The organism is Leucobacter komagatae (assembly GCF_000834055.1).
Taxonomy (GTDB): domain Bacteria; phylum Actinomycetota; class Actinomycetes; order Actinomycetales; family Microbacteriaceae; genus Leucobacter; species Leucobacter komagatae_A.
Genome location: NZ_JXSQ01000003.1, coordinates 15562 through 34271 on the forward strand (window position 1 = coordinate 15562; position 18710 = coordinate 34271).

The following is an 18710-nucleotide window of genomic DNA, read 5'->3' on the forward strand; positions in this document are numbered from 1 at the left end:
CCCTAGCCGGGCGTGTTCAACCCGAGCACGTATTCGGTGAGCGCAGCCCGGCTACACGGTCGGCCTGCGCGGAAACAGCAGACGGCGTGGTCCAGGAACAATCCTGAGCCACGCCGTCTCGTGATGCGCGCTGGTTAGACCGAGCTTCCCCCGCGCTTGCGAGCGATCATGACCGCGGTGCCACCGGCCGCGAGCACCCCGGCAGCGAGGAGGCTCAGCAGGAGCGGTGAAGCGCCGCCGGTGTCGCTGAGCTGGCCGCCCTTGTTGCCACCGGACGTATCGCCGGGGTTGGCTGGGTCAGTGGGGCCGGCCGGGTCGGTTGGGTCGGTCGGCGTCGGGCCGACTGGATCCGTCGGGTCCGCTACATCATTGACGGTGAGATCGTAACTGCGGGTGTCCTCGCCGAACACGTCGGTCACTCGCACCGTGAAGGTGAAGCTGCCAGCTTCGGTCGGGGTTCCCGTCAGCGCGCCCGTTGCCGCGTCGAGCTCCATGCCGGCGGGCAGCCCTGTTACGTCCGCATCCTCAACGAGCGACCAAGCGAGGTCGTCCTGACCCGTTGCGGTGATCACGGTGTTCGGGTACGCCGTGCCGACGGTGCCGTCCTCGAGGGGGCCGTCGAAGGTGATCATCGGAGCCGGTGCTACGATCCGCGCTGGCTCACTCGCGCCGCGCTGGCCCCAGAAATCGTCAACCCAGCGCACGCGGTACTGGAGGTTCATGGTCTCAGCGGTTGCGACGACGTCGAGCTGCTCGTCGTAGGCGCCCTCAATGTCGGTCCAGGTCTCGCCGTCCTCCGAGGACTGCCAGGCGATGCCGCCACCGTTGCCCCGCTTGATGCCTACGGCATCGGTCTCAAAGCGCGCGTCATCGCCCATCGCGGTGATCTCGGCGTTCGCCGGGTTCGCAACGCTCGGCGGGTTCACGATCGTGACCGTGCTGCCCTTCTTCGCATTCGTGAAGCCAGCGTTTGCCGAGAGCAGTTCGCCGGTCACGGGGTTCTGCTTCATGGAATAGGGGGCCGTAGGCGTCGCCCTGAAGCTATCTGGGCGCAGTCCCGTATTCAGGTCTGCCGCCATCAGCTTGTTCCAGTAAATAACGTTTCCGAAGGCGCGGTTGTTTGCGTCATTGCCGACTACCTCGTGCATAGGGTTGCCGACCGCCACGCGGCCGAGCATCTCGCCCGTTGCCGGGTTGAAGGCGCCGAGCGCTGTGTCAGCCGAATCGGCGAAGTAGACGCGCTCGTCCGTGCCATCGGTAACGAACGAAGCAAGGCTGTGGATGTTGCTCAGCTTGAAGCGGTCGAGCTCCTCGAGTGTTTCTGCGTCGAGGGTGTAGACAGTGTTTCCCATGCCAATGAGGAGCTTTGAGTCATTGTTGATGAGGACCATGCCGTACGCGTTGACGCCGCCAAAGTCCTTGGTCGCGAGCTCGGTTCCGGTGTTCGGATCGATGCGAGCAACGTCGCCTTCGTGTCCGAGCACGTAGAGCGATGCGCCGTCCTGCGAGACGACAATCTCCTCGATGGCTTCGGGAACGTCCGTGAACTCGTTGATGAGCGTACCGCTCGCGAGGTCGAGCACGCCGACGCCCGATGAGAACCAGCCGGCCAAGATGGAGAAGTAGGCGCGGGATCCGTCAGGGCTGAGGGCAATCTCCTCCGCTCCGGTTCCCGGGGTCGCGATGCGGCCAGTGACCTCACGCTTCGCCATGTCGATGATGGTGAACTCGTTCAGCTGGCGGGAGGTGACGTAGCCGGTAGTCCCGTCGGCTGACGAGACGAAGTCGTTCGGCATCGACTCTTCCGCAATGAAGATCTCGGTCTGCAGGTCTGGCGTGAACGTCGTCGCACTGCTGCGCGTCGAGGCCTCCTCCGCCGGCTCAAACGGTTCGGCTAGTGCGAATGCAGGGGCGGGCAGGGAGAGTGCGAGCGCGCCTCCTGCAACGACTCCGACGACTCCGAGTGTCTTCCTCGGCCGGCGAGCTGTAATTGTGCTCATAGTCCTTCGCTTCCTCGTGTGATTGCGTAGGAAGCGTGAATTTGGAGCGCGAATTCGCTGGGTCGCACCGGAGTTGCGGCAGTCGACCGAGAGATGGCTTCGCTGCTCCCCACCGCATCAACGCATGGGCTTCCCAAAAACTACGGTAGGTCCTGAAAGTGCCGCCTGAGTAGTGCGCCCGGCGGGCGGTGTGGTGGAAGTGAGTAGTCCTGAGGGAAGACTGAGGAGAGGCATTGGGGCCCGATGGGGAGCTGATCGATGACCGCTGAGGGTGCACTGGTGCTCGGGATGGTGAGGGAATGTGGCCTGAAGCGTTGCTCGCTCCAAGGGCTCTGCAACACGAAGGCGCAGCGGGGCTTCTCTCACTGGTGGGAGAAGCCCCGCTGCGCCTTGACGCGCGACCGTGTCGCTCGGGGTTTACGCTCCGTCGATCCGACGCTTGCGGGCGAGGGAGAGCCCGCCTACTCCGAGCGCGACGACGCCCGCGCCGATGAGGCCGAGCAGCAGCGGGGAGGCGCCGCCGGTCTCACTGAGTGGATCGTTCGGAGTTGGCTTCCCCGGTGTGCCGGGGTTGCCAGGGCCGCCCGGATTGGTGGGGTTCGTCCCGATGTCCTTCTCAGCAACCTTCAGCGTGAATGTCTTCGTGTCAGTGCCGAATGTGTCGGTCACGCGCACAGTGAACGTGAACGTGCCTGCAACCGTCGGCGTGCCGCTCAGCTTGCCGGTCGCCGGGTCCAGGGTGATCCCGGCAGGGAGCCCTGATTCGCCGTCCTTTGGCACAACCTCCCACGCGAGGTCTGACTGACCGGTCGCAGTAATGACCGTTCCCGGGTATGCGGCGTTCACCTTGCCGTCGCTGAGCGGGCCTTCGAACGTGATGACCGGGCCCTGCACGACGATCTTTGCCGCATCGCTGAACCCGCTGAGGCCCCAGAAATCGTCATGCCAACGCACCCGATACTGCAGCGCAATTGCTGCCTCCGTCGCCACAACGTTCACCTGCTCGAAGGTCGCGCCAGGGATATCCGTCCAGTTCTCACCGTCACTCGATGACTGCCAGAACACCCCGCCGGTGTGCCCTTGCTTGATGCCAACGGCGTCGATTTCGAAGCGTGCGGTGTCGCCGAGCGCACTGATGCTGACATCGGCAGGGTCAGTCGTGCTGGGGGTGTTAATGATCGAGACGGTGCTGCCCTTGGTAGCGTTCGTCCACCCAGCGTTCGCGGTGAGGAGCTCGCCTGTAGCGGGATTCTTGTCCACGGAGTACGGCGCGGTCGGCGTAGCCCGGAAGCTCTCCGAGCGGATCCCCGTTTCAAGATTCGCTGCCATCAGCTTGGTCCAGTACGGCACCGGACCGAATGCGCGGTTGAGATCGTCATATCCGACCGCGCCCGCCATGGGCGATCCCACCGCAGCGCGCGACTCGATCTCGCCTGATGCGGGGTTGAACACTCCGAGGGTCGCGCCGGCCGAGTCTGCGAAGTAGACCCGTTCGTCTGTGGTGTCGACCCTCATGAACGCGGTCGATGTCATGCCTGACAGCGTGGCTTGCCCGATCACACTGAGGTCGCTCGTGTCGAGAGTGTAGATCGCGTTCTTGGAACCAACGAGCAGCTTGCTGTCGCCTTCGATGAGGGCGAGCCCGTCTGAGGACGTCCGCCCGAGCTCGGCCCGAGCGAGCTCGGTGCCCGTTGTCGCATCGAGCTTGAGGACGGTCCCGTCGATCCCGAGCACGTAGATGGACGCGCCGTCGGCGGCGACCACGAGCTCCATGATGTTCTCTGGCACGTCGGTGAACTCCGCGAAGGTCACGCCGGCACTGAGATCGATGACGCTGACCTGTGAGGTGTATTCCCCTTCGAGCGTGGCGAGGTAGGCGCGGGTGCCGTCGGGGCTCACGCGAATGGCCTCGTTGCCAGAGCCGGGGGTCGAGACCCGCTGAATGACCTCTCGGCTCGAGAGGTCAATGGTGACGATTTCGTTGAGCCACCGCTGCGAAACGTAGCCCAGACTGCCGTCGACTCCGGCGACGAAGTCGTTTGGCAGTGTTTCTTCGCCGATGAAGATGTCGGTTTGCAGGTCAGGGGTGAAGGTTGTCGATCCGTCACCGCCGGGAACTGATGGCTCCGCAGGGTCCTCTGGGCCGTCTGCGGCAAAGGCGGGCAGGGCGAGCCCCAAGGCGAGAACACCCCCGAGGATGCTGCCCGCGACGCCGAAGGCGCCCCGGTGTCGACGTGCTGTGCTGCTTCGCATGTGGCATTCACTTTCTCTGGTGGGGACTCGGGAAGTCACGTCTGAGGGGCGAATGCGCAGTCGTCGCGGGGTGAGCGGGACAGTGAACAAGCTGCGGCAGGCATAACTTTGCCTAATATTCAGCATACGTAATAGATAGGGGACGGCAAAGGAAAAGTTACGCGGAGGCTCGCCTGCACTGCGGCGCAGGCGAGACGGTCTACCCTGGAAGAGTTGACGTACAACCCGACGCAGCCCGCAGAGAGTCAAAGATGAAGATCCTGATCGTAGAAGACGACGCCCGCGTCGCCGAGGCTCTGAGCGCCTACCTCCGGCAGGCCGGCTACACCACACACTGGGTAGGCGACGGAACTTCCGCGATTGACGCTGTCGGGGCAGACACCGAAGCAGTCGTACTCGACCTCGGGCTGCCAGACATCGACGGCCTCGACGTCTGCAGACGCATTCGCGGGGTGAGTAACGTCCCCATCATCATCGCGACGGCACGGAGCAACGTCGAATCGCGGATCAAGGGCCTGCACGCGGGGGCAGACGACTTCGTGGTGAAACCCTACGACGTTCGAGAGCTCATCGCGCGCATCGAAGCCGTGACCAGGCGCGCGCGGACGACAGCGCCAGCACCGGGGGAGAGCTCAAACCTCGAAATCGACGGCACCTACATTGATTTCGCGAACCGGCTCGTGCTCTCCGACGGCGTCAGCATCGAGCTCACGCCAAAGGAATTCGACATCCTTGCGGTGCTCGCAAGATACCCGGGCGTTGTCACCCCGCGAGACAGAATCATCCGTGAGGTCTGGGGAACGGACTGGACGGGGTTTAGCCGTTCGCTCGAGGTGCACGTCGCATCGATCCGCCGCAAACTCAACTGCCCGGCGCTCATCGCAACCGTGCGCGGCGTTGGATACCGGCTGATGGGCGGATAGCGCGTGCGCAGGCGACTGTTTGTGGTCTTCCTCGTCCCCACGACCATCATCCTGGTCATCCTTGGGGGAGCATACGGGTGGAGCGCAGCACGGAGCATCCAGCAGCAGGTCGCGACGCAGCTGCTCAGCGACCTCAGCTACTTCACGACCGGAGCTGGCCAAGCGCTCCGAGCGGGGGATCCCGCGATGATCGAGACGGAGCTGCGCCGCTACGGGATGCTCTATGACGCCGGGGTTGTCGTGTTCGACCGCTCTGGCACCGCGTGGGCCTCGGGTGCGCGCGTCCCCGCGCTGAGCGAGGGCGATGCTGAGCAGGTGAGCCTCGCGCTCTCCGGGAGGCGTGGAGAGCCTGTGGGGGACCTCCTGCCGTGGACAGCGAGCGAGCTCGTCGTCGTCGAGCCAGTCTTTGACGACGGCCGAGTCATCGGGGCGGTCAGAATCTCGGCGAGCACCGACGCGCCGCGGCGAGCGATCCTCACCCAGTGGGGCGCCATCGTCGGCCTGAGCGTCGTGATTATCATCGCGCTCGTGTGGGCGGTGTACCGGCTCGCGAGCTGGGTGCTCAAGCCGCTCAACCGGGTCGACAGCGCGATGGCTGCCATCGAGCACGGCGAGATGGGGGCGCGCATCGACGACGAGACCGGGCCGCCAGAAGTGCGGCGCATGGTGCGCATGTTTAACCAGATGGCCGAGGAGATCGAGCGCGTCATGACCAGGCAACAGGAATTCGTGATGAATGCCTCGCACGAGTTGCGCAACCCGCTCGGGGCGCTCCTCATGCGAGTCGAGTATCTCGCAACGGGCCTCGACGAGGGGTGGATCGATGACGTCGAGCACGCGCGCGAGGAGGGGCGACGGATGACACGCATCCTCGACACGCTGCTGAGCGTCGCACGCGACGGGAAATCAGACTCGTCGTTCGTGGCGGTGGATCTCGCCGAGCTCGTCGAGGCGCGCGCCGCAGCCTGGCGTGAGCGCGCAGCCGACGGGTGGGTGGTGATCCACACGCACAGCGACGCTGACGCGTTGAGCGTCACGGATCGGATGGCGGTTGAGAGCGCGCTGGATGCGGTCATCGATAACGCGCTGAAATTCGCGCCCCGCGGCAGCGCGATCGACCTCACCGTTGCGCGCAGGGACGACGGGCACGCGGTCTCCGTCCGGGATCGGGGCCGCGGGCTCGAGCCGGAGCAGCTCGAACAGGCGACCGGCCGGTTCTGGCGAAGCCCGCAGGATCAAAACGTGCCAGGGTCGGGGCTTGGCCTCGCTATCGCGGCAGACCTGCTGCAGACGATGGGTGGAAATATCGTGCTCTCCTCACCGGCGAATGGCGGGCTTGAAGTCACGCTGTTGCTTCCGTCCACCGATGCTGCGGGGGTATCCGCGGCGACACCCGAAGACGTCGATGCGTAGGTGGGCGGGCGCAGGGCGCATCACCGGCCGCATCGGGGCGCGAGCGCTTGCTGTGCTGCTCACCCTTGTGCTCAGCGGGGCGACGCTCGCCGGCTGCAGCTCGGCGGTGCGCGACTCGGGCAGCCACCGCATCGCTGGTGGAGCATCGACGGGGATCTACTACGCATACGGCGGCACACTCGCGGAGCACCTGCGCGACGTCGGCTTCGATATCGCCGTCGACGAAACCGGTGGGTCCGTCGACAACCTGCTCCGCGTCGGGCGAGGCGAGGCGATCCTGGGCTTCGCCCAAGCTGACGCGGCAGCAGACGCCGTCGCAGGGGTAGGGGCCTTCAGCGCCCCGCTACCAATTGCCGGCGTCGCTCGCGTCTATGACGAGTACGTTCAGGTGGTCGTGAAAGCGGACGCCGAGGCAGAAAACATCTCAGACCTCGCGGGCTTGCGGGTCTCCATCGGGGAGGCAAACTCCGGTGTGACGGTGATCGCGGACCGCGTGCTCCGCGCCGCGGGCATCGACCACGAGGATTTTGTGCCGGTGACGCTCGGCATCGACGACTCAGTCGAGGCGCTCGCGCGCGGAGAGATCGATGCGTTCTTCTGGGTCGGCGGGGTCCCGACACCCGGCATCGAGACGCTGTCGAAGGGCACACCGCTGCGGATCCTTCCGATCCGCCCTGAGACCGTCGAGAAGGTGAACTCTGGCCACGCCGGCGTGTATCGGCTGGCCGAATTCCCGCTCGGGGCGTACGGCACGGAGGCCGCAGTCGAGACGATGACTGTGCCGAACTACCTCATCACCTCTACGGACGCGCCAGAGCGGCTGGTGTTCGAAATCACCCAAACCCTGTTTGCCGCGCGCACCGATATTGCGCGGACGGTTCCCGCCGCAGCCCTGCTCGACAGGCGGCAGGCGATCTTCACGAGCCCCGTGCCGCTGCACCCCGGCGCGGCGGACTTTTACGTGAGCAGCCGCAGCTAGCTCCCACAGCGAACCTCAAGAAACCTCAGCCCGATTCTCAAGAAAGCCTCAAATCCCGTGACTTGTGGGGTCCACCCTCACTAGCGTGTTGCTGATCGGTTCAAGGGCGAGCATCTCAAGCGCTCCTCGAACCAGGCAACCCAAGCAGTGTGCCGACGCAGCGCAGCCCGCGCTCGCGGTCAGGATCCAAAGGTGGAACATAGATGAGTGCGAGCGAACCGCTGGTCGTCGTCGAGAACGTGCAGAAGCACTACGGCGATTTCCAGGCGCTAACCGACGTGAACCTCACGGTGGACCGCGGCGAAGTCGTCGTGGTCATCGGCCCATCCGGCTCAGGCAAATCGACGCTGTGCCGCTCGATCAACCGCCTCGAGACCATCACAAGCGGCTCGATCCGCATCGATGGCAAGGAGCTCCCAGCTGAGGGGCGAGGCCTCGCGAAACTCCGCGCCGAGGTCGGAATGGTATTCCAATCCTTCAACCTGTTCGCGCACCTCACGATTCTCGAGAACGTGACCCTCGGCCCCATCAAGGTGCTCGGCAAGTCAAAGGCCGATGCGCAAAAAGAAGCCATGGAGCTGCTCACCCGAGTCGGCGTTGAGAAGCAGGCCTCGAAGCTCCCCGCGCAGCTCTCCGGCGGTCAGCAGCAGCGCGTCGCGATCGCGCGTGCCCTCGCCATGCGCCCCAAGGTCATGCTCTTTGACGAGCCGACGAGCGCGCTCGACCCCGAGATGATCAACGAGGTGCTCGACGTGATGGTCGGCCTCGCAAAGGAGGGCATGACCATGGTCGTTGTCACCCACGAGATGGGCTTCGCCAGGAAAGCGGCCGATCGCGTCGTATTTATGGCTGACGGCCGCATCGTCGAGTCGGAGACCCCTGACGAATTCTTTACGAACCCGAAGAGTGATCGAGCGAAAGACTTCCTGTCCAAGCTCATCACGAACTAACCACAGGGGTGCCCACACCGGGCGTCCTTCATCCCAACCGAAAGGAACGCACTATGCGATTCAAGAAAGCTTTCGCAACGGCCGGCCTCATTGCTGCGGCCGCGCTCGTACTGACCGGCTGCAACAGCGGCACCCCCGGCGCGACCGACGAGGGCGACGGCGGCACCACCGAGCCGACGACGTCGAGCAACCCCTGGACCGTTGCCGAGGACTTCACGCTCGAGGGCAGCCCAACGTTCGACAAGATCCAGGAGCGCGGCAAGGTCGTCATCGGCGTCAAGGAAGACCAGCCAGGCCTCGGATACTACGACAACGTCACCCAGGAGCGCTCGGGCTTTGACGTCGACATCGCCCGCTGGATCGCGGCATCGATCGGCTTCGACGAGAAGCAGATTGAGTACAAGGCGATCGCCTCGGCGAACCGCGAGCAGGCGATCGTGAACGGCGACGTCGACTACTACGTCGGCACCTACTCGATCAACGACAAGCGCAAGAACGACATCGACTTCGCCGGCCCCTACTTCATCACCGGCCAGGGCCTGCTCGTGCGTGTCGACGACACCGACTACCAGAAGCTTGAAGATCTGAACGGCAAGACGGTCTGCTCGGCGACCGGCTCGACCCCGATCCAGAACATCAAGGACAACTTCAAGGAGATCAAGCCGCAGGAGTTCGACCTCTACTCGGCCTGCGTTGAGAACCTGGTGAACGGCCAGGTTGACGCGGTCACCACCGACCAGGCGATCCTCATCGGCTACGCTGCGCAGCAGCCGGACGACCTCAAGGTCACCAGCGGCCCGGTCTTCACCGAGGAGCAGTACGGCGTCGGCCTCGCAAAGGGCGACGACGTCTTCCGCGCACACATCAACGAGCTCTTCACCGATGGCGGCGACGTCTGGACGAAGATCTTCGACAACAACCTCGGCGACTCGGGCATCACGGTCGACCAGCCTGCGGTTGACGCGTACTAACCCGCGGTAGGCGCGCACCCTCGCGTGCGCGCACTCTGCACTAATGTTCGGGGGCGGCCAGCCCGCCCCCGAACGTCATCTTCACAGAAGGAAGACGAATGGACGTCATCTTCGGGAACCTGGATCTCTGGGGGATCGCGATCAGGAACACGCTGCTCGTGTTCGCCGCCGGCGGGGCCATCGCGCTCGTGCTCGGCATGATCGTCGGGGCCATGCGTGTTTCGCCCGTGCCCATCGCGCGCGGCGTCGGCACGGTGTACGTGAACATCATCCGTAACACACCACTGACGCTCGTGTTCTTCTTCTTCGTGCTCGGCTACCCGGCGCTCGGCTTCGGACGCGTAAACCTCACGGTGCTCGGCATCGCCGCGATCGGCGTCTACACCGCCACCTACGTCGCAGAGGTCATCCGGGCCGGCATCAACACCGTCCCAGTGGGTCAGGCGGAGGCTGCACGAGCGATCGGGCTGCCGTTTGGGCAGGTCATGACCAGCGTCGTGCTTCCCCAATCATTCCGCTCGGTCGTGCCCCCAATGATGAGCGTCTTCATCGCCCTGCTCAAGAACACCACCGTCGCAGCCGGCTTCTCGATCGCCGAGCTCGCCCAGCTTCGCGCAGCGATCAACGACTCCGGTGACCGGCCAGGCAGCCCCATGGAGGTTCTCCTCTGGGTCGCAGCCGTGTTCATCGCCATGGTGATGCTGCTCAGCCTCGTACAAAACCGGCTCGAGAAGAAATGGAGGATCGCGCGATGACCACCTCAGTGCTCTACGACGTCCCCGGCCCGAAAGCGATCCTGCGCAACCGCATTCTCGCGGTCCTCACGATCCTCGTGGTCGGCGGGCTGATCGCATTCGTGCTCTACCGCTTCTACCTCACCGGCCAGTTCACGGCCCAAAAGTGGGGCCTGTTCACCTACGCGTCGATCTGGGAGCAGATTCTCGCGGCCCTCGGCAAGACGCTCGCGGCCTTCGCTGTCGCGGCTGTGTTCAGCCTCGTGCTCGGTCTCGTGCTCGCCATCGGGCGGCTCTCAGACCACGCATGGGTGCGGATTCCCGTCACGACCGTGACAGAGCTGTTCCGTGCCATGCCCGTGCTCATCATGATGATGCTCCTGTACTACGGACTTCCGTCAGTCGGGATCAAGATGGACCCGTACTGGGCCGTCGTGATCGCCCTCGTCGCCTACAACGGGTCAGTGCTCGCCGAGGTACTCCGAGCGGGCATCGAGTCCCTCTCGAAGGGGCAGAAGGAGGCCGGCTACGCGATCGGGCTGCGTAAGAGCGGCGTGATGCGGCTCATCCTCATGCCACAGGCCATCCGCGCCATGCTTCCGGTGATCATCTCCCAGCTCGTCGTGACCATGAAGGACACCGCGCTCGGATTCATCATCACCTACCCAGAGCTGTTGTACCTTGCGAAGCAGTTCAGCAGCAACGTCCAGTTCGGCAGGCCGCTCTTGCAGTCCGCGTTCGTCATCGGCGGCATCTACATCCTGATGTGCTTTATCCTCTCCGGCGTCGCGCAACTCGTGGAGCGGCGACTCCGCAGCAGCTCGCGGGGCCAGTCTGGCGAGGCGACACCGACAGGCACCGTTCCCGTGCAGCCGGACGATCCGCGCATGCACGAGGGTGGGACCGTTACCGAGGTACTCTCGGTGCAGCGGAAACGATAGCGAAACGGGGCTCCGCGTGCGGGGCCCCGTTTGCTGTGCCCGGCTCCGCCCCGCCCCGCTTCACCCCGCGCCGCCGGTACGATCAGTGCCACCCGTGAAAGGTCACAGCCGATGAGTCTGCATGCCGTCTCCCTCGCTGCGCCCTTGACACTCCCGCTCACGCCGGATGGGCTCGGCTGGGGCGGCATACTGCTGCTCGTGCTCGCGGCGTTCGCCGCAGGGTGGGTGGACGCAGTTGTCGGCGGTGGCGGGCTGATCCAGCTTCCCGCCCTGCTGCTCGTGCCGGGAATCACCCCGGTACAGGCCCTCGCGACGAACAAGCTCGCTTCCGTGTTCGGCACAGCGGCAAGTAGCGTGAGCTATTACCGGAGCGTGCGGCCGAGCCTCCAGACGGCGCTGCCAATGGCCGCTGTCGCGCTGCTCGCCGCCGTTGGCGGGGCCTCACTCGCGGCGTTCCTGCCAGCGGAGGTGTTCAAGCCGATCATCATGGTCGCGCTGGTGGTCGTCGCGCTCATCACGATTTTTAAGCCCGCACTCGGGGCCGTCACCAAGCTCAAGTACTCGGGCGCTCGGCACGTGGTGCTCGCGGGCGTCGCCGGCGCAGCGATTGGCTTCTACGATGGCCTGATCGGGCCGGGCACGGGCACCTTCCTCGTGATCGCGCTCGTTGCGCTGCTCGGCTACGACTTCCTCATGGCAAGCGCCCAGGCGAAGATCGTGAACTTTGCGACGAACCTTGGCGCGCTCATCCTGTTCATCCTCTCGGGGCGGTGCTCTGGCCCCTCGGCCTCATCATGGCGGTCGCGAACGTTGCCGGCAGCGTGCTCGGTTCCCGGATGGCCATCGCGCGCGGCGCGAAGTTCGTCAGGATCCTCTTCCTCATTATCGTCGCCGCGCTTGTCGTGAAGCTCGGCTTCGACGTGTGGGGCGACCTTTCGTCCTAGGCCACCCGCCCGGGGCTTCCGCCCGGGGCTTCCGCCCGGGGCCCCCGGGGCCCCCGACCTCGGCTCCCGGGCCCCCGCCAGCCCGCGCCCGCCCGCCCGCCGGCGATACTGAGGAGATCTGCGATTCCTAGGCCAAATCTGCGCGATTTGGTGTGAGGATGTGCATTTTTCAGATCTATCGCCGCGGGCGGGCGCCCCGAAGCCCCGAAACTATGCCACAGCCCGGTGTCTCCAGGTTGCGTCCTGCACCTCACCGATGAGTTCCTCAACGATGTCCTCGAGAAACACGATGCCTGTGGCCACGCCGTGAGCGTCGGTGACCCGAGCGAGGTGGCTGCCGTCCGAGCGCATCTGCGCGAGGGCATCCTCGAGATCGAGCGAGGCTGGCACGTCCGCGAGTGCGCGCAGCCTAGTCTGGGGGATCGGTTCGTCGCGCTGCTCGGCTGAGCCGAGGTCGAGCACGTCCTTGAGGTGCACGTAGCGTGCGGGGGCACCGTCGGGCGCAGCGAGCACGAACCTGGAGAAGCCGTGGGCGGCGACGGCGAGCTGCACGTCCCTCGGGGTCGCAGCAGCTGGCAGCACGACGAGCTCGCTGAACGGCAGCTCGACCTCCGCCGCCGTCTTCTCGGTGAAGTCGAACGCCGCCGACACCGTGCCGGACGCATCGACGAGGGTGCCCTCAATCGTCGACTGCTCGACGATGTTCGCGACCTCGTCGAGCGTGAACGCGCTCGTTGCCTCATCCTTCGGTGTCACGCGGAAGAGCCGGAGGATGCTGTTTGCGACCCAGTTCAGCGCCCGGATGAGCGGGCTCACGATCTTCGAGACGAACACGAGCGGGGGAGCGAGCAGCAGCGCCGCCCGGTCGGGCACGGAGAACGCCATATTTTTCGGGATCATCTCACCGAACACGACGTGCAGGAATGTGACGAGGGCAAGCGCAACACCGAAGGCAACGCCCGTGACCATCGCAGGGGTGAGGCCGGTCCAGGCGAGCGGCACCTCGAGAATGTGCTTGATCGCCGGCTCAGAGACGTTCAGGATGAGCAGCGAGCAGACGGTGATGCCGAGCTGGCTCGTTGCGAGCATGAGGGTGGCGTGTTCCATCGCCCACAGCGTGGTCTTCGCTGAGCGGCTTCCCGCGGCTGCCCGCGGTTCGATCTGGGATCGGCGGGCGGAGATCACCGCGAACTCTGCGCCAACGAAGAACGCGTTCAAGGCGAGCAGCACAAACAGCCAGACCAGGCCGGGCACGTATTCGCTCATCGGGTTGCCTCCGCGTGATCAGTGTGTGTGGTCGCCGATTGCCGGGGCGTGCCGGTGCTGGTGTGGGGGGTGAAGCGGAGCAGTGCGAGGCGGGCACCGGTCATCGCCTCGACGCGCAATGCGCCCGCCTCAATATTGACTTCTTCGCCGACGTCGGGAATGCGTTCGAGCGTTGCGAGGAGGAACCCAGCCACGGTCTCGTAGTCGTCACTTTCTGGCACGCGGATCTTCGCCCGCGACCACAGCTCGTCTGGCCGCAGCGCCGGGTTGAAGAGAACGGACTCGCCCTCGGAAACGATGTCGCCCGTGAGCGCTGCTGGGTCGTCGTGTTCGTCGAGTAGCTCGCCGAGGAGCTCCTCGATGAGGTCTTCGAGCGTGACAATGCCGGCGGTGCCGCCGTGCTCGTCGACGACGACCGCGATTTGGTAGCCGCGCCCGCGGAGCATGCCGAGCAGTGTGTCGGCGCCGGCCGATTCTGGCACGCGCAGCAGTTCGGATGTGATTGCCGTGATTGGCGTCTCTGCGCGGCGCTCGTCGGCGACCGCGTAGGCGGCCTTGACGTGCGCGATGCCGATTACGTCGTCGATGTCGTCGGCAAAGACTGGGAAGCGCGAGTGGCCCGTCTCGATCGAGGCGGAGATCACGTCGCCGGCGCTCGCCGTGTTGGGGAGGAACGCGACGCGCACGCGTGGCGTCATGACCTCGTCCGCGGTGCGTGAGGAGAACGTGAGCGTGCGGTGGAGCATGTCGGCATCGTTTTCGTCGAGCAACCCCTCGGTCGCCGACCGGCGGATGAGGTACCCGAGCTCTTCAGCGCTGCGGGCGGCCGACAGCTCCTCCTTTGGCTCAATGCCGAAGGAACGGATCACGCGGTTCGCAGTCCCGTTGAAGAACATGATGATGGGGCGCAAGAGGAACGTGAAGGCGAGCTGGAATGGCACGACGATCTTCGCGGTCGCGAGCGGGACGGCCAGCGCGAAGTTTTTCGGTACGAGCTCGCCGACGATCATCGAGAACAGCGTGGCTAAGACGATCGCTACCACCGTGCCGACAGCGGATATGAGCCCCTCTGGCACGCCGAGGTCGCCGAGCGGCTCACGGAGGAGCGAGCTGATGGCAGGCTCAAACGTGAAGCCGGCGAGCAGGGTGGTGAGCGTGATGCCGAGCTGTGCACTCGAGAGGTGGGTCGAGGTGACCCGCAGCGCCGAGATTGTCGGGCGGAGCCCCTTCTCGCCCTGCGCCTGGCGACGCTCAAGGTCGCTGCGGTTGAGGTTGACGAGGGCGAACTCGGAGGCCACGAAGAATCCCGTGCCAACCGTGAGGAGCACGCCGATGACGATGCCCCAGAAGTCGGTGATCAATGCTCACCCCGCATTCGAACCGCGCGTCGCGGCTGGGTCGGGGTGAGCCAGGGTCTATGACAATCATCCATACATCGATCATAGAAAAAGCAGGGGCGTCGAAAACTGTGACTTCGCCTCGAACCTTGAGTTCCCACAGGCGCTGCGTGGTGTTCGCGGCCTGTCACGCGCAGCCGTGGGAGCGGGCGCGCGAAAGTGTGGCGCTACACGGGGATGCGGATCGCGCCGGCGCCCGTGTCGCCGAGCTCGTCGTCTGGGTTGAGGAGTGAGCACGCCTTCATCGAGAGGCAACCGCAGCCGATGCAGCCGGTGAGCTCCTTCTCGAGCTGTTCGATGCCGCGCCGGCGGCGTTCGAGGACCTTCTTCCACTCGCGCGAGGCCCGCTGCCAGTCTTCGTGGGTCGGCGGGCTCGATAGTGGCACGTTCTCGAACGCATCCTTCACGTCTTCGAGCGGGATGCCGAGGCGCTTTGCGACCGAGATGAGCGCGACGCGGCGCAGCATGTAGCGCGGGAAGCGGCGCTGGTTGCCTGCGGTGCGCTGCGACGCGATGAGTTCGAGGCGCTCGTAGTAGTGCAGCGCTGAGACGGGCACGCCCGTGCGGCGGCTCATCTCACCGATGCTCAGGAGTTCCTCTGGACTGTGAAGCTGCTCCATGTTTCGCCTCCAACACGCAGTGGGCTTGACCTCAACCTAACTTGAGGTTTTAGCATAGCTGATGTGCCTCCGAGGTGGGGGCTCACCTGGATTAGGGGGAAAGCCGTGACGTATGTCATTGCGCTGCCGTGCGTAGATCTGAAAGACCGAGCGTGTGTCGACGAGTGCCCCGTCGACTGCATCTATGAGGGGGACCGGATGCTCTACATCCACCCCGACGAGTGCGTCGACTGCGGTGCGTGCGAACCGGTGTGCCCCGTCGAGGCCATCTACTACGAAGACGATCTGCCGGGCGAATGGCAGGACTACTACGGAGCGAACGTCGAGTTCTTCGACGCAGTCGGATCCCCAGGAGGCGCCGCCCGAACCGGGCTCATCCCCGGGGACCACCCGCTCATCGCTGCGCTACCACCACAGGAGAGTGTTCTCGCATGACCCACACCCGAACCGTCGCGATCATCGGGGCCGGCCCAGCCGGCGTCTACGCGGCAGACATTCTGCTGAGCCGCGACGAGGAGGTGCGGATCGACCTGTTCGAGAAGCTCCCAGCCCCGTACGGGCTCGTGCGCTACGGCGTCTCGCCCGACCACCCGCGCATCAAGAAGATCCAGGACGCGCTGCACGTCGTGCTCGAGAACCCGCGGATCCGCCTCGTGTGCAACGTCGAGATCGGCGTTGACGTCACGATCGATGAGCTGCGCGAGGCCTACGACGGCGTCGTGATCGCGACGGGCGCGGACCGCGACGTCGACCTGCGCGTCCCCGGGGCCGAGCTGCCCGGTTCCTTCGGCGGTGCTGACTTCGTTGCCTGGTACGACGGCCACCCCGACGCGCCGACGGAGTGGCCGCTCGACGCTGAGGCGGTCGCGGTGATCGGCGCAGGCAACGTCGCGCTCGACGTCGCACGCATGATCATCACGCACCCCGAGCAGCTCACCCAGACCGACATTCCCGATCACGTCGAAGCCGCGTTCAGGCAGAACCCGGTGCGCGACCTGCACCTCCTCATTCGCCGCGGGCCTGCAGACGTGCGGTTCTCCCCGATGGAGCTCCGCGAGCTTGGCGCACGCGACGACGTCGACGTGATCGTCGACCCCGCCGACATGCTGCTCGACGACCACGCCAAGCGGATGATCGCGCAGTTCAACCAGCGCAAGATCATCATGCGCACGCTCGAGGAGTGGGCGAACATCGACCCTGCGACCCGCACAGCCTCCCGCCGCGTGCACCTGCACTTCTACCAGCAGCCAGCCAGGATTCTCGGCGAGGATCGCGTGACCGCGATCGAGATGGAGCGCACCCAGCCAGACGAGCTCGGCCGCATCACCGGCACTGGCGAGACCGTCCAGCACAACGTTGGTGCCGTCTACCGCACCATCGGCTACCGATCCACCCCCGTGCCAGGGGTGCCGTTCGACGACGCGAGCGGCACGATCCCCGACAGCGCCGGGCGCGTGCTCGACGACGCGGGCGAGCCCATCCCTGGGCTCTACGCGACCGGGTGGATCAGGCGCGGGCCCGTCGGCCTCATCGGCTCCACGAAGTCTGACGCTTCGGAAGCCATCGCGAGCATGCTCGTCGACTTCGCCGAGCGGGAGGAACACGGCGGGGGATCCGCCACGTCAAGCGCCGCCGACGCGCTCTGCGAGCGGCTTAGCCACTCGGTCTGCTGGGACGGGTGGCTGCGCATCGACGCGGCCGAGCGCGCCCTCGGCGCCGAGCGCGGGCGAGAGCGAACCAAGATCGTCAACCGCGAAGAACTGCTTGAACACGCACGAGAAATGGAGCGAGCGAAATGAATCACGATACGAGCGCAGGCACCGACCGCGAGGTGAGCGAGGTGAGCGAAGTGCTCGCGAACGCGGCAGCCGAGCACGCTGCAGAACTCGCGAACGACTTCAAGGCTGCGTTCCGCTACCACCCGGCAGGCGTCGCCCTCATCACCGCAGCGACGCCGGAGGGGCCCGTCGGCCTCACCGCGTCGAGCGTCGCCTCGGTCTCCGTCGAACCCGCCTCCCTCGTGTTCTCCGTCACCCGCACCACGGGAAGCGCTGGCCTGATCCTCGCCGCCGACACCTTCCTCGTGCACCTGCTCGACGCGCGGCACGCAGGCGTCGCGCAGGAGTTCGCGGTCTCGGGTGGCGAGCGCTTCACGCAGCGGCAGGGATGGAGCACCTTGCCGACGGGCGAGCCGCACCTCGCCGGCGTGCGCTCGGCGCTGCGCGCCCGGTCGATGCAGCAGATCCCCGTCGGCGCATCGATGCTCGTGGTTGCCGAGGTGCTCGAGATCCACACCGCGAACGGGGAGCCAGTCGCAGCCGAGGCGATGGCCTACCGCGACCGCGCGTTCACCAGGCTTGGCGAGCGGCTCTAGCGCCCCGACCGCACCCGGCCGCGAACCCACAACCGACCCACACACCGTCAACGAAAGGAACACTCACATGTCCGTCTACACCCTTCCCGATCTGCCCTACGACTACTCGGCGCTCGCGCCGCACATCTCGGGCCGCATCATGGAGCTGCACCACTCGAAGCACCACCAGGCATACGTCACCGGCGCGAACACCGCGCTCGAGCAGCTTGACGAGGCCCGCGACTCGGGCAACCTCGCGAACGTGAACAAGCTCGAGAAGGATCTCGCCTTCAACCTCGGCGGCCACATCAACCACTCCATCTTCTGGGAGAACCTCTCCCCGAACGGTGGCGGAGACCCCGAGGGTGCGCTGCTCGAGTCGCTCGGCACGCACTTCGGCTCGCTCGAGCAGTTCCGCGCACACTTCACCGCGACAGCGATGGGCGTGCAGGGCTCGGGCTGGTCGGTGCTCGCGTGGGACGAGCTCGGTAAGCGTCCCGTCATCTTCCAGTTGTTCGACCAGCAGGGCAACGCGCCCCTCGGCGTCACCCCGCTGCTGCAGCTCGACGTCTGGGAGCACGCGTACTACCTCGACTACGAGAACGTGCGCGCCGACTACGTGAAGGCGTTCTGGAACCTCGTGAACTGGGACGACGTCGCGCGGCGCTTCGCTGCCGTGCAGAAGTAACCGACAGCTCCTCCTCGCAGCCAAGACTGAGCGCGGTCGCCCATGGTGGGCGGCCGCGCTCAGTCGTCTCTGCGCTCAGTCCTCTCCGCGCTGGTGCGCTCGCGCCGATCCGCCGGGGGGAGCCTGCCAGCCGATGTCCGCTGTGGCTGACGGCGCATGCAGCGAATTCCCAGCATTTCGTTACCGTATGGGGCCTGCCCGTGCGCTGCACTTATCTGAGGTGGCGAAGCTTATGCGTACCAGGGGCCAAACAGGCCCCTCGGCCAGCTCAGTTGAGC

The 18710-nt window shown here is 65.6% G+C and carries 16 protein-coding genes and 1 pseudogene; 12 read left to right on the forward strand and 5 right to left on the reverse strand.

All coding sequences use genetic code 11. From position 1 onward, the window contains the following. Positions 1 to 134: 134 nt before the first annotated feature. Together SD72_RS03065 and SD72_RS03070 are read right to left on the reverse strand one after the other, a co-directional pair. Positions 135 to 2000, reverse strand: coding sequence for a putative Ig domain-containing protein (locus SD72_RS03065; protein ID WP_042542981.1), 1866 nt, complete (start codon positions 1998 to 2000; stop codon positions 135 to 137). A 417-nt stretch (positions 2001 to 2417) separates the two neighbouring features. Beyond that, positions 2418 to 4253, reverse strand: coding sequence for a putative Ig domain-containing protein (locus tag SD72_RS03070; RefSeq protein WP_042542982.1), 1836 nt, complete (start codon positions 4251 to 4253; stop codon positions 2418 to 2420). Positions 4254 to 4504: 251 nt separating this feature from the next. Between SD72_RS03070 and SD72_RS03075 the strand changes: the two genes are divergently transcribed. From SD72_RS03075 to SD72_RS03110, 8 genes and pseudogenes are all read left to right on the forward strand, one after another. Beyond that, positions 4505 to 5176, forward strand: coding sequence for a response regulator transcription factor (locus SD72_RS03075; RefSeq protein WP_042542983.1), 672 nt, complete (start codon positions 4505 to 4507; stop codon positions 5174 to 5176). Positions 5177 to 5179: 3 nt separating this feature from the next. Continuing rightward, entirely contained in the window at positions 5180 to 6589 is a 1410-nt protein-coding gene (locus tag SD72_RS03080) for a sensor histidine kinase (protein WP_042542984.1), read from the forward strand. Further along, positions 6582 to 7568, forward strand: a complete 987-nt coding sequence (locus SD72_RS03085) for a TAXI family TRAP transporter solute-binding subunit (RefSeq protein WP_042542985.1) — start codon at positions 6582 to 6584, stop codon at positions 7566 to 7568. The genes SD72_RS03080 and SD72_RS03085 overlap by 8 nt, the downstream gene beginning before the upstream one ends. Positions 7569 to 7771: 203 nt before the next feature. Continuing rightward, positions 7772 to 8518, forward strand: coding sequence for an amino acid ABC transporter ATP-binding protein (locus SD72_RS03090; protein WP_042542986.1), 747 nt, complete (start codon positions 7772 to 7774; stop codon positions 8516 to 8518). A gap of 53 nt (positions 8519 to 8571) precedes the next feature. After that, a complete protein-coding gene (locus tag SD72_RS03095) occupies positions 8572 to 9489 on the forward strand; it encodes a glutamate ABC transporter substrate-binding protein (protein WP_042542987.1) in 918 nt (305 codons plus the stop codon). Positions 9490 to 9587: 98 nt separating this feature from the next. After that, complete coding sequence (locus tag SD72_RS03100; protein ID WP_042542988.1) at positions 9588 to 10244, forward strand: amino acid ABC transporter permease; 657 nt, start codon at positions 9588 to 9590, stop codon at positions 10242 to 10244. Beyond that, the gene (locus SD72_RS03105; protein ID WP_052492453.1) at positions 10241 to 11164 is read left to right on the forward strand and encodes an amino acid ABC transporter permease; all 924 of its coding nucleotides are present in this window, start codon (positions 10241 to 10243) and stop codon (positions 11162 to 11164) included. Before SD72_RS03100 ends, SD72_RS03105 begins: the two co-directional genes overlap by 4 nt. A gap of 111 nt (positions 11165 to 11275) precedes the next feature. Further along, a pseudogene (locus SD72_RS03110) lies at positions 11276 to 12108 on the forward strand (TSUP family transporter). 210 nt (positions 12109 to 12318) lie between these two features. Here the strand turns inward: SD72_RS03110 and SD72_RS03115 are convergent. From SD72_RS03115 to soxR, 3 genes are all read right to left on the reverse strand, one after another. Further along, positions 12319 to 13374 carry a hemolysin family protein gene (locus SD72_RS03115; protein WP_042542990.1) on the reverse strand — a complete coding sequence of 352 codons (1056 nt, stop codon included), beginning with the start codon at positions 13372 to 13374 and terminating at the stop codon, positions 12319 to 12321. After that, positions 13371 to 14735, reverse strand: coding sequence for a hemolysin family protein (locus SD72_RS03120; RefSeq protein ID WP_157000433.1), 1365 nt, complete (start codon positions 14733 to 14735; stop codon positions 13371 to 13373). Before SD72_RS03120 ends, SD72_RS03115 begins: the two co-directional genes overlap by 4 nt. A gap of 203 nt (positions 14736 to 14938) precedes the next feature. Then, complete coding sequence (soxR, locus tag SD72_RS03125; RefSeq protein WP_042542991.1) at positions 14939 to 15391, reverse strand: redox-sensitive transcriptional activator SoxR; 453 nt, start codon at positions 15389 to 15391, stop codon at positions 14939 to 14941. A 105-nt stretch (positions 15392 to 15496) separates the two neighbouring features. On the opposite strand from soxR, the gene fdxA reads away from it, so the two are divergent. From fdxA to SD72_RS03145, 4 genes are all read left to right on the forward strand, one after another. Next, entirely contained in the window at positions 15497 to 15826 is a 330-nt protein-coding gene (fdxA, locus tag SD72_RS03130; RefSeq protein ID WP_042542992.1) for a ferredoxin, read from the forward strand. After that, entirely contained in the window at positions 15823 to 17190 is a 1368-nt protein-coding gene (locus SD72_RS03135; RefSeq protein WP_042542993.1) for an FAD-dependent oxidoreductase, read from the forward strand. Before fdxA ends, SD72_RS03135 begins: the two co-directional genes overlap by 4 nt. Further along, positions 17187 to 17765, forward strand: a complete 579-nt coding sequence (locus tag SD72_RS03140) for a flavin reductase family protein (RefSeq protein ID WP_084766728.1) — start codon at positions 17187 to 17189, stop codon at positions 17763 to 17765. The genes SD72_RS03135 and SD72_RS03140 overlap by 4 nt, the downstream gene beginning before the upstream one ends. A gap of 67 nt (positions 17766 to 17832) precedes the next feature. After that, positions 17833 to 18432, forward strand: coding sequence for a superoxide dismutase (locus SD72_RS03145; protein WP_042542994.1), 600 nt, complete (start codon positions 17833 to 17835; stop codon positions 18430 to 18432). Positions 18433 to 18710: the final 278 nt, after the last annotated feature.

Excerpts from the sequence above, each read along its gene's own strand:
- SD72_RS03065 (WP_042542981.1), bottom strand. The coding sequence starts at position 2,000 with ATGAGCACAATTACAGCTCGCCGGCCGAGGAAGACACTCGGAGTCGTC.
- SD72_RS03070 (WP_042542982.1), bottom strand. The coding sequence starts at position 4,253 with ATGCGAAGCAGCACAGCACGTCGACACCGGGGCGCCTTCGGCGTCGCG.
- SD72_RS03075 (WP_042542983.1), top strand. The coding sequence starts at position 4,505 with ATGAAGATCCTGATCGTAGAAGACGACGCCCGCGTCGCCGAGGCTCTG.
- SD72_RS03085 (WP_042542985.1), top strand. The coding sequence starts at position 6,582 with ATGCGTAGGTGGGCGGGCGCAGGGCGCATCACCGGCCGCATCGGGGCG.
- SD72_RS03090 (WP_042542986.1), top strand. The coding sequence starts at position 7,772 with ATGAGTGCGAGCGAACCGCTGGTCGTCGTCGAGAACGTGCAGAAGCAC.
- SD72_RS03095 (WP_042542987.1), top strand. The coding sequence starts at position 8,572 with ATGCGATTCAAGAAAGCTTTCGCAACGGCCGGCCTCATTGCTGCGGCC.
- SD72_RS03100 (WP_042542988.1), top strand. The coding sequence starts at position 9,588 with ATGGACGTCATCTTCGGGAACCTGGATCTCTGGGGGATCGCGATCAGG.
- SD72_RS03105 (WP_052492453.1), top strand. The coding sequence starts at position 10,241 with ATGACCACCTCAGTGCTCTACGACGTCCCCGGCCCGAAAGCGATCCTG.
- SD72_RS03115 (WP_042542990.1), bottom strand. The coding sequence starts at position 13,374 with ATGAGCGAATACGTGCCCGGCCTGGTCTGGCTGTTTGTGCTGCTCGCC.
- soxR (WP_042542991.1), bottom strand. The coding sequence starts at position 15,391 with ATGGAGCAGCTTCACAGTCCAGAGGAACTCCTGAGCATCGGTGAGATG.
- SD72_RS03135 (WP_042542993.1), top strand. The coding sequence starts at position 15,823 with ATGACCCACACCCGAACCGTCGCGATCATCGGGGCCGGCCCAGCCGGC.
- SD72_RS03140 (WP_084766728.1), top strand. The coding sequence starts at position 17,187 with ATGAATCACGATACGAGCGCAGGCACCGACCGCGAGGTGAGCGAGGTG.
- SD72_RS03145 (WP_042542994.1), top strand. The coding sequence starts at position 17,833 with ATGTCCGTCTACACCCTTCCCGATCTGCCCTACGACTACTCGGCGCTC.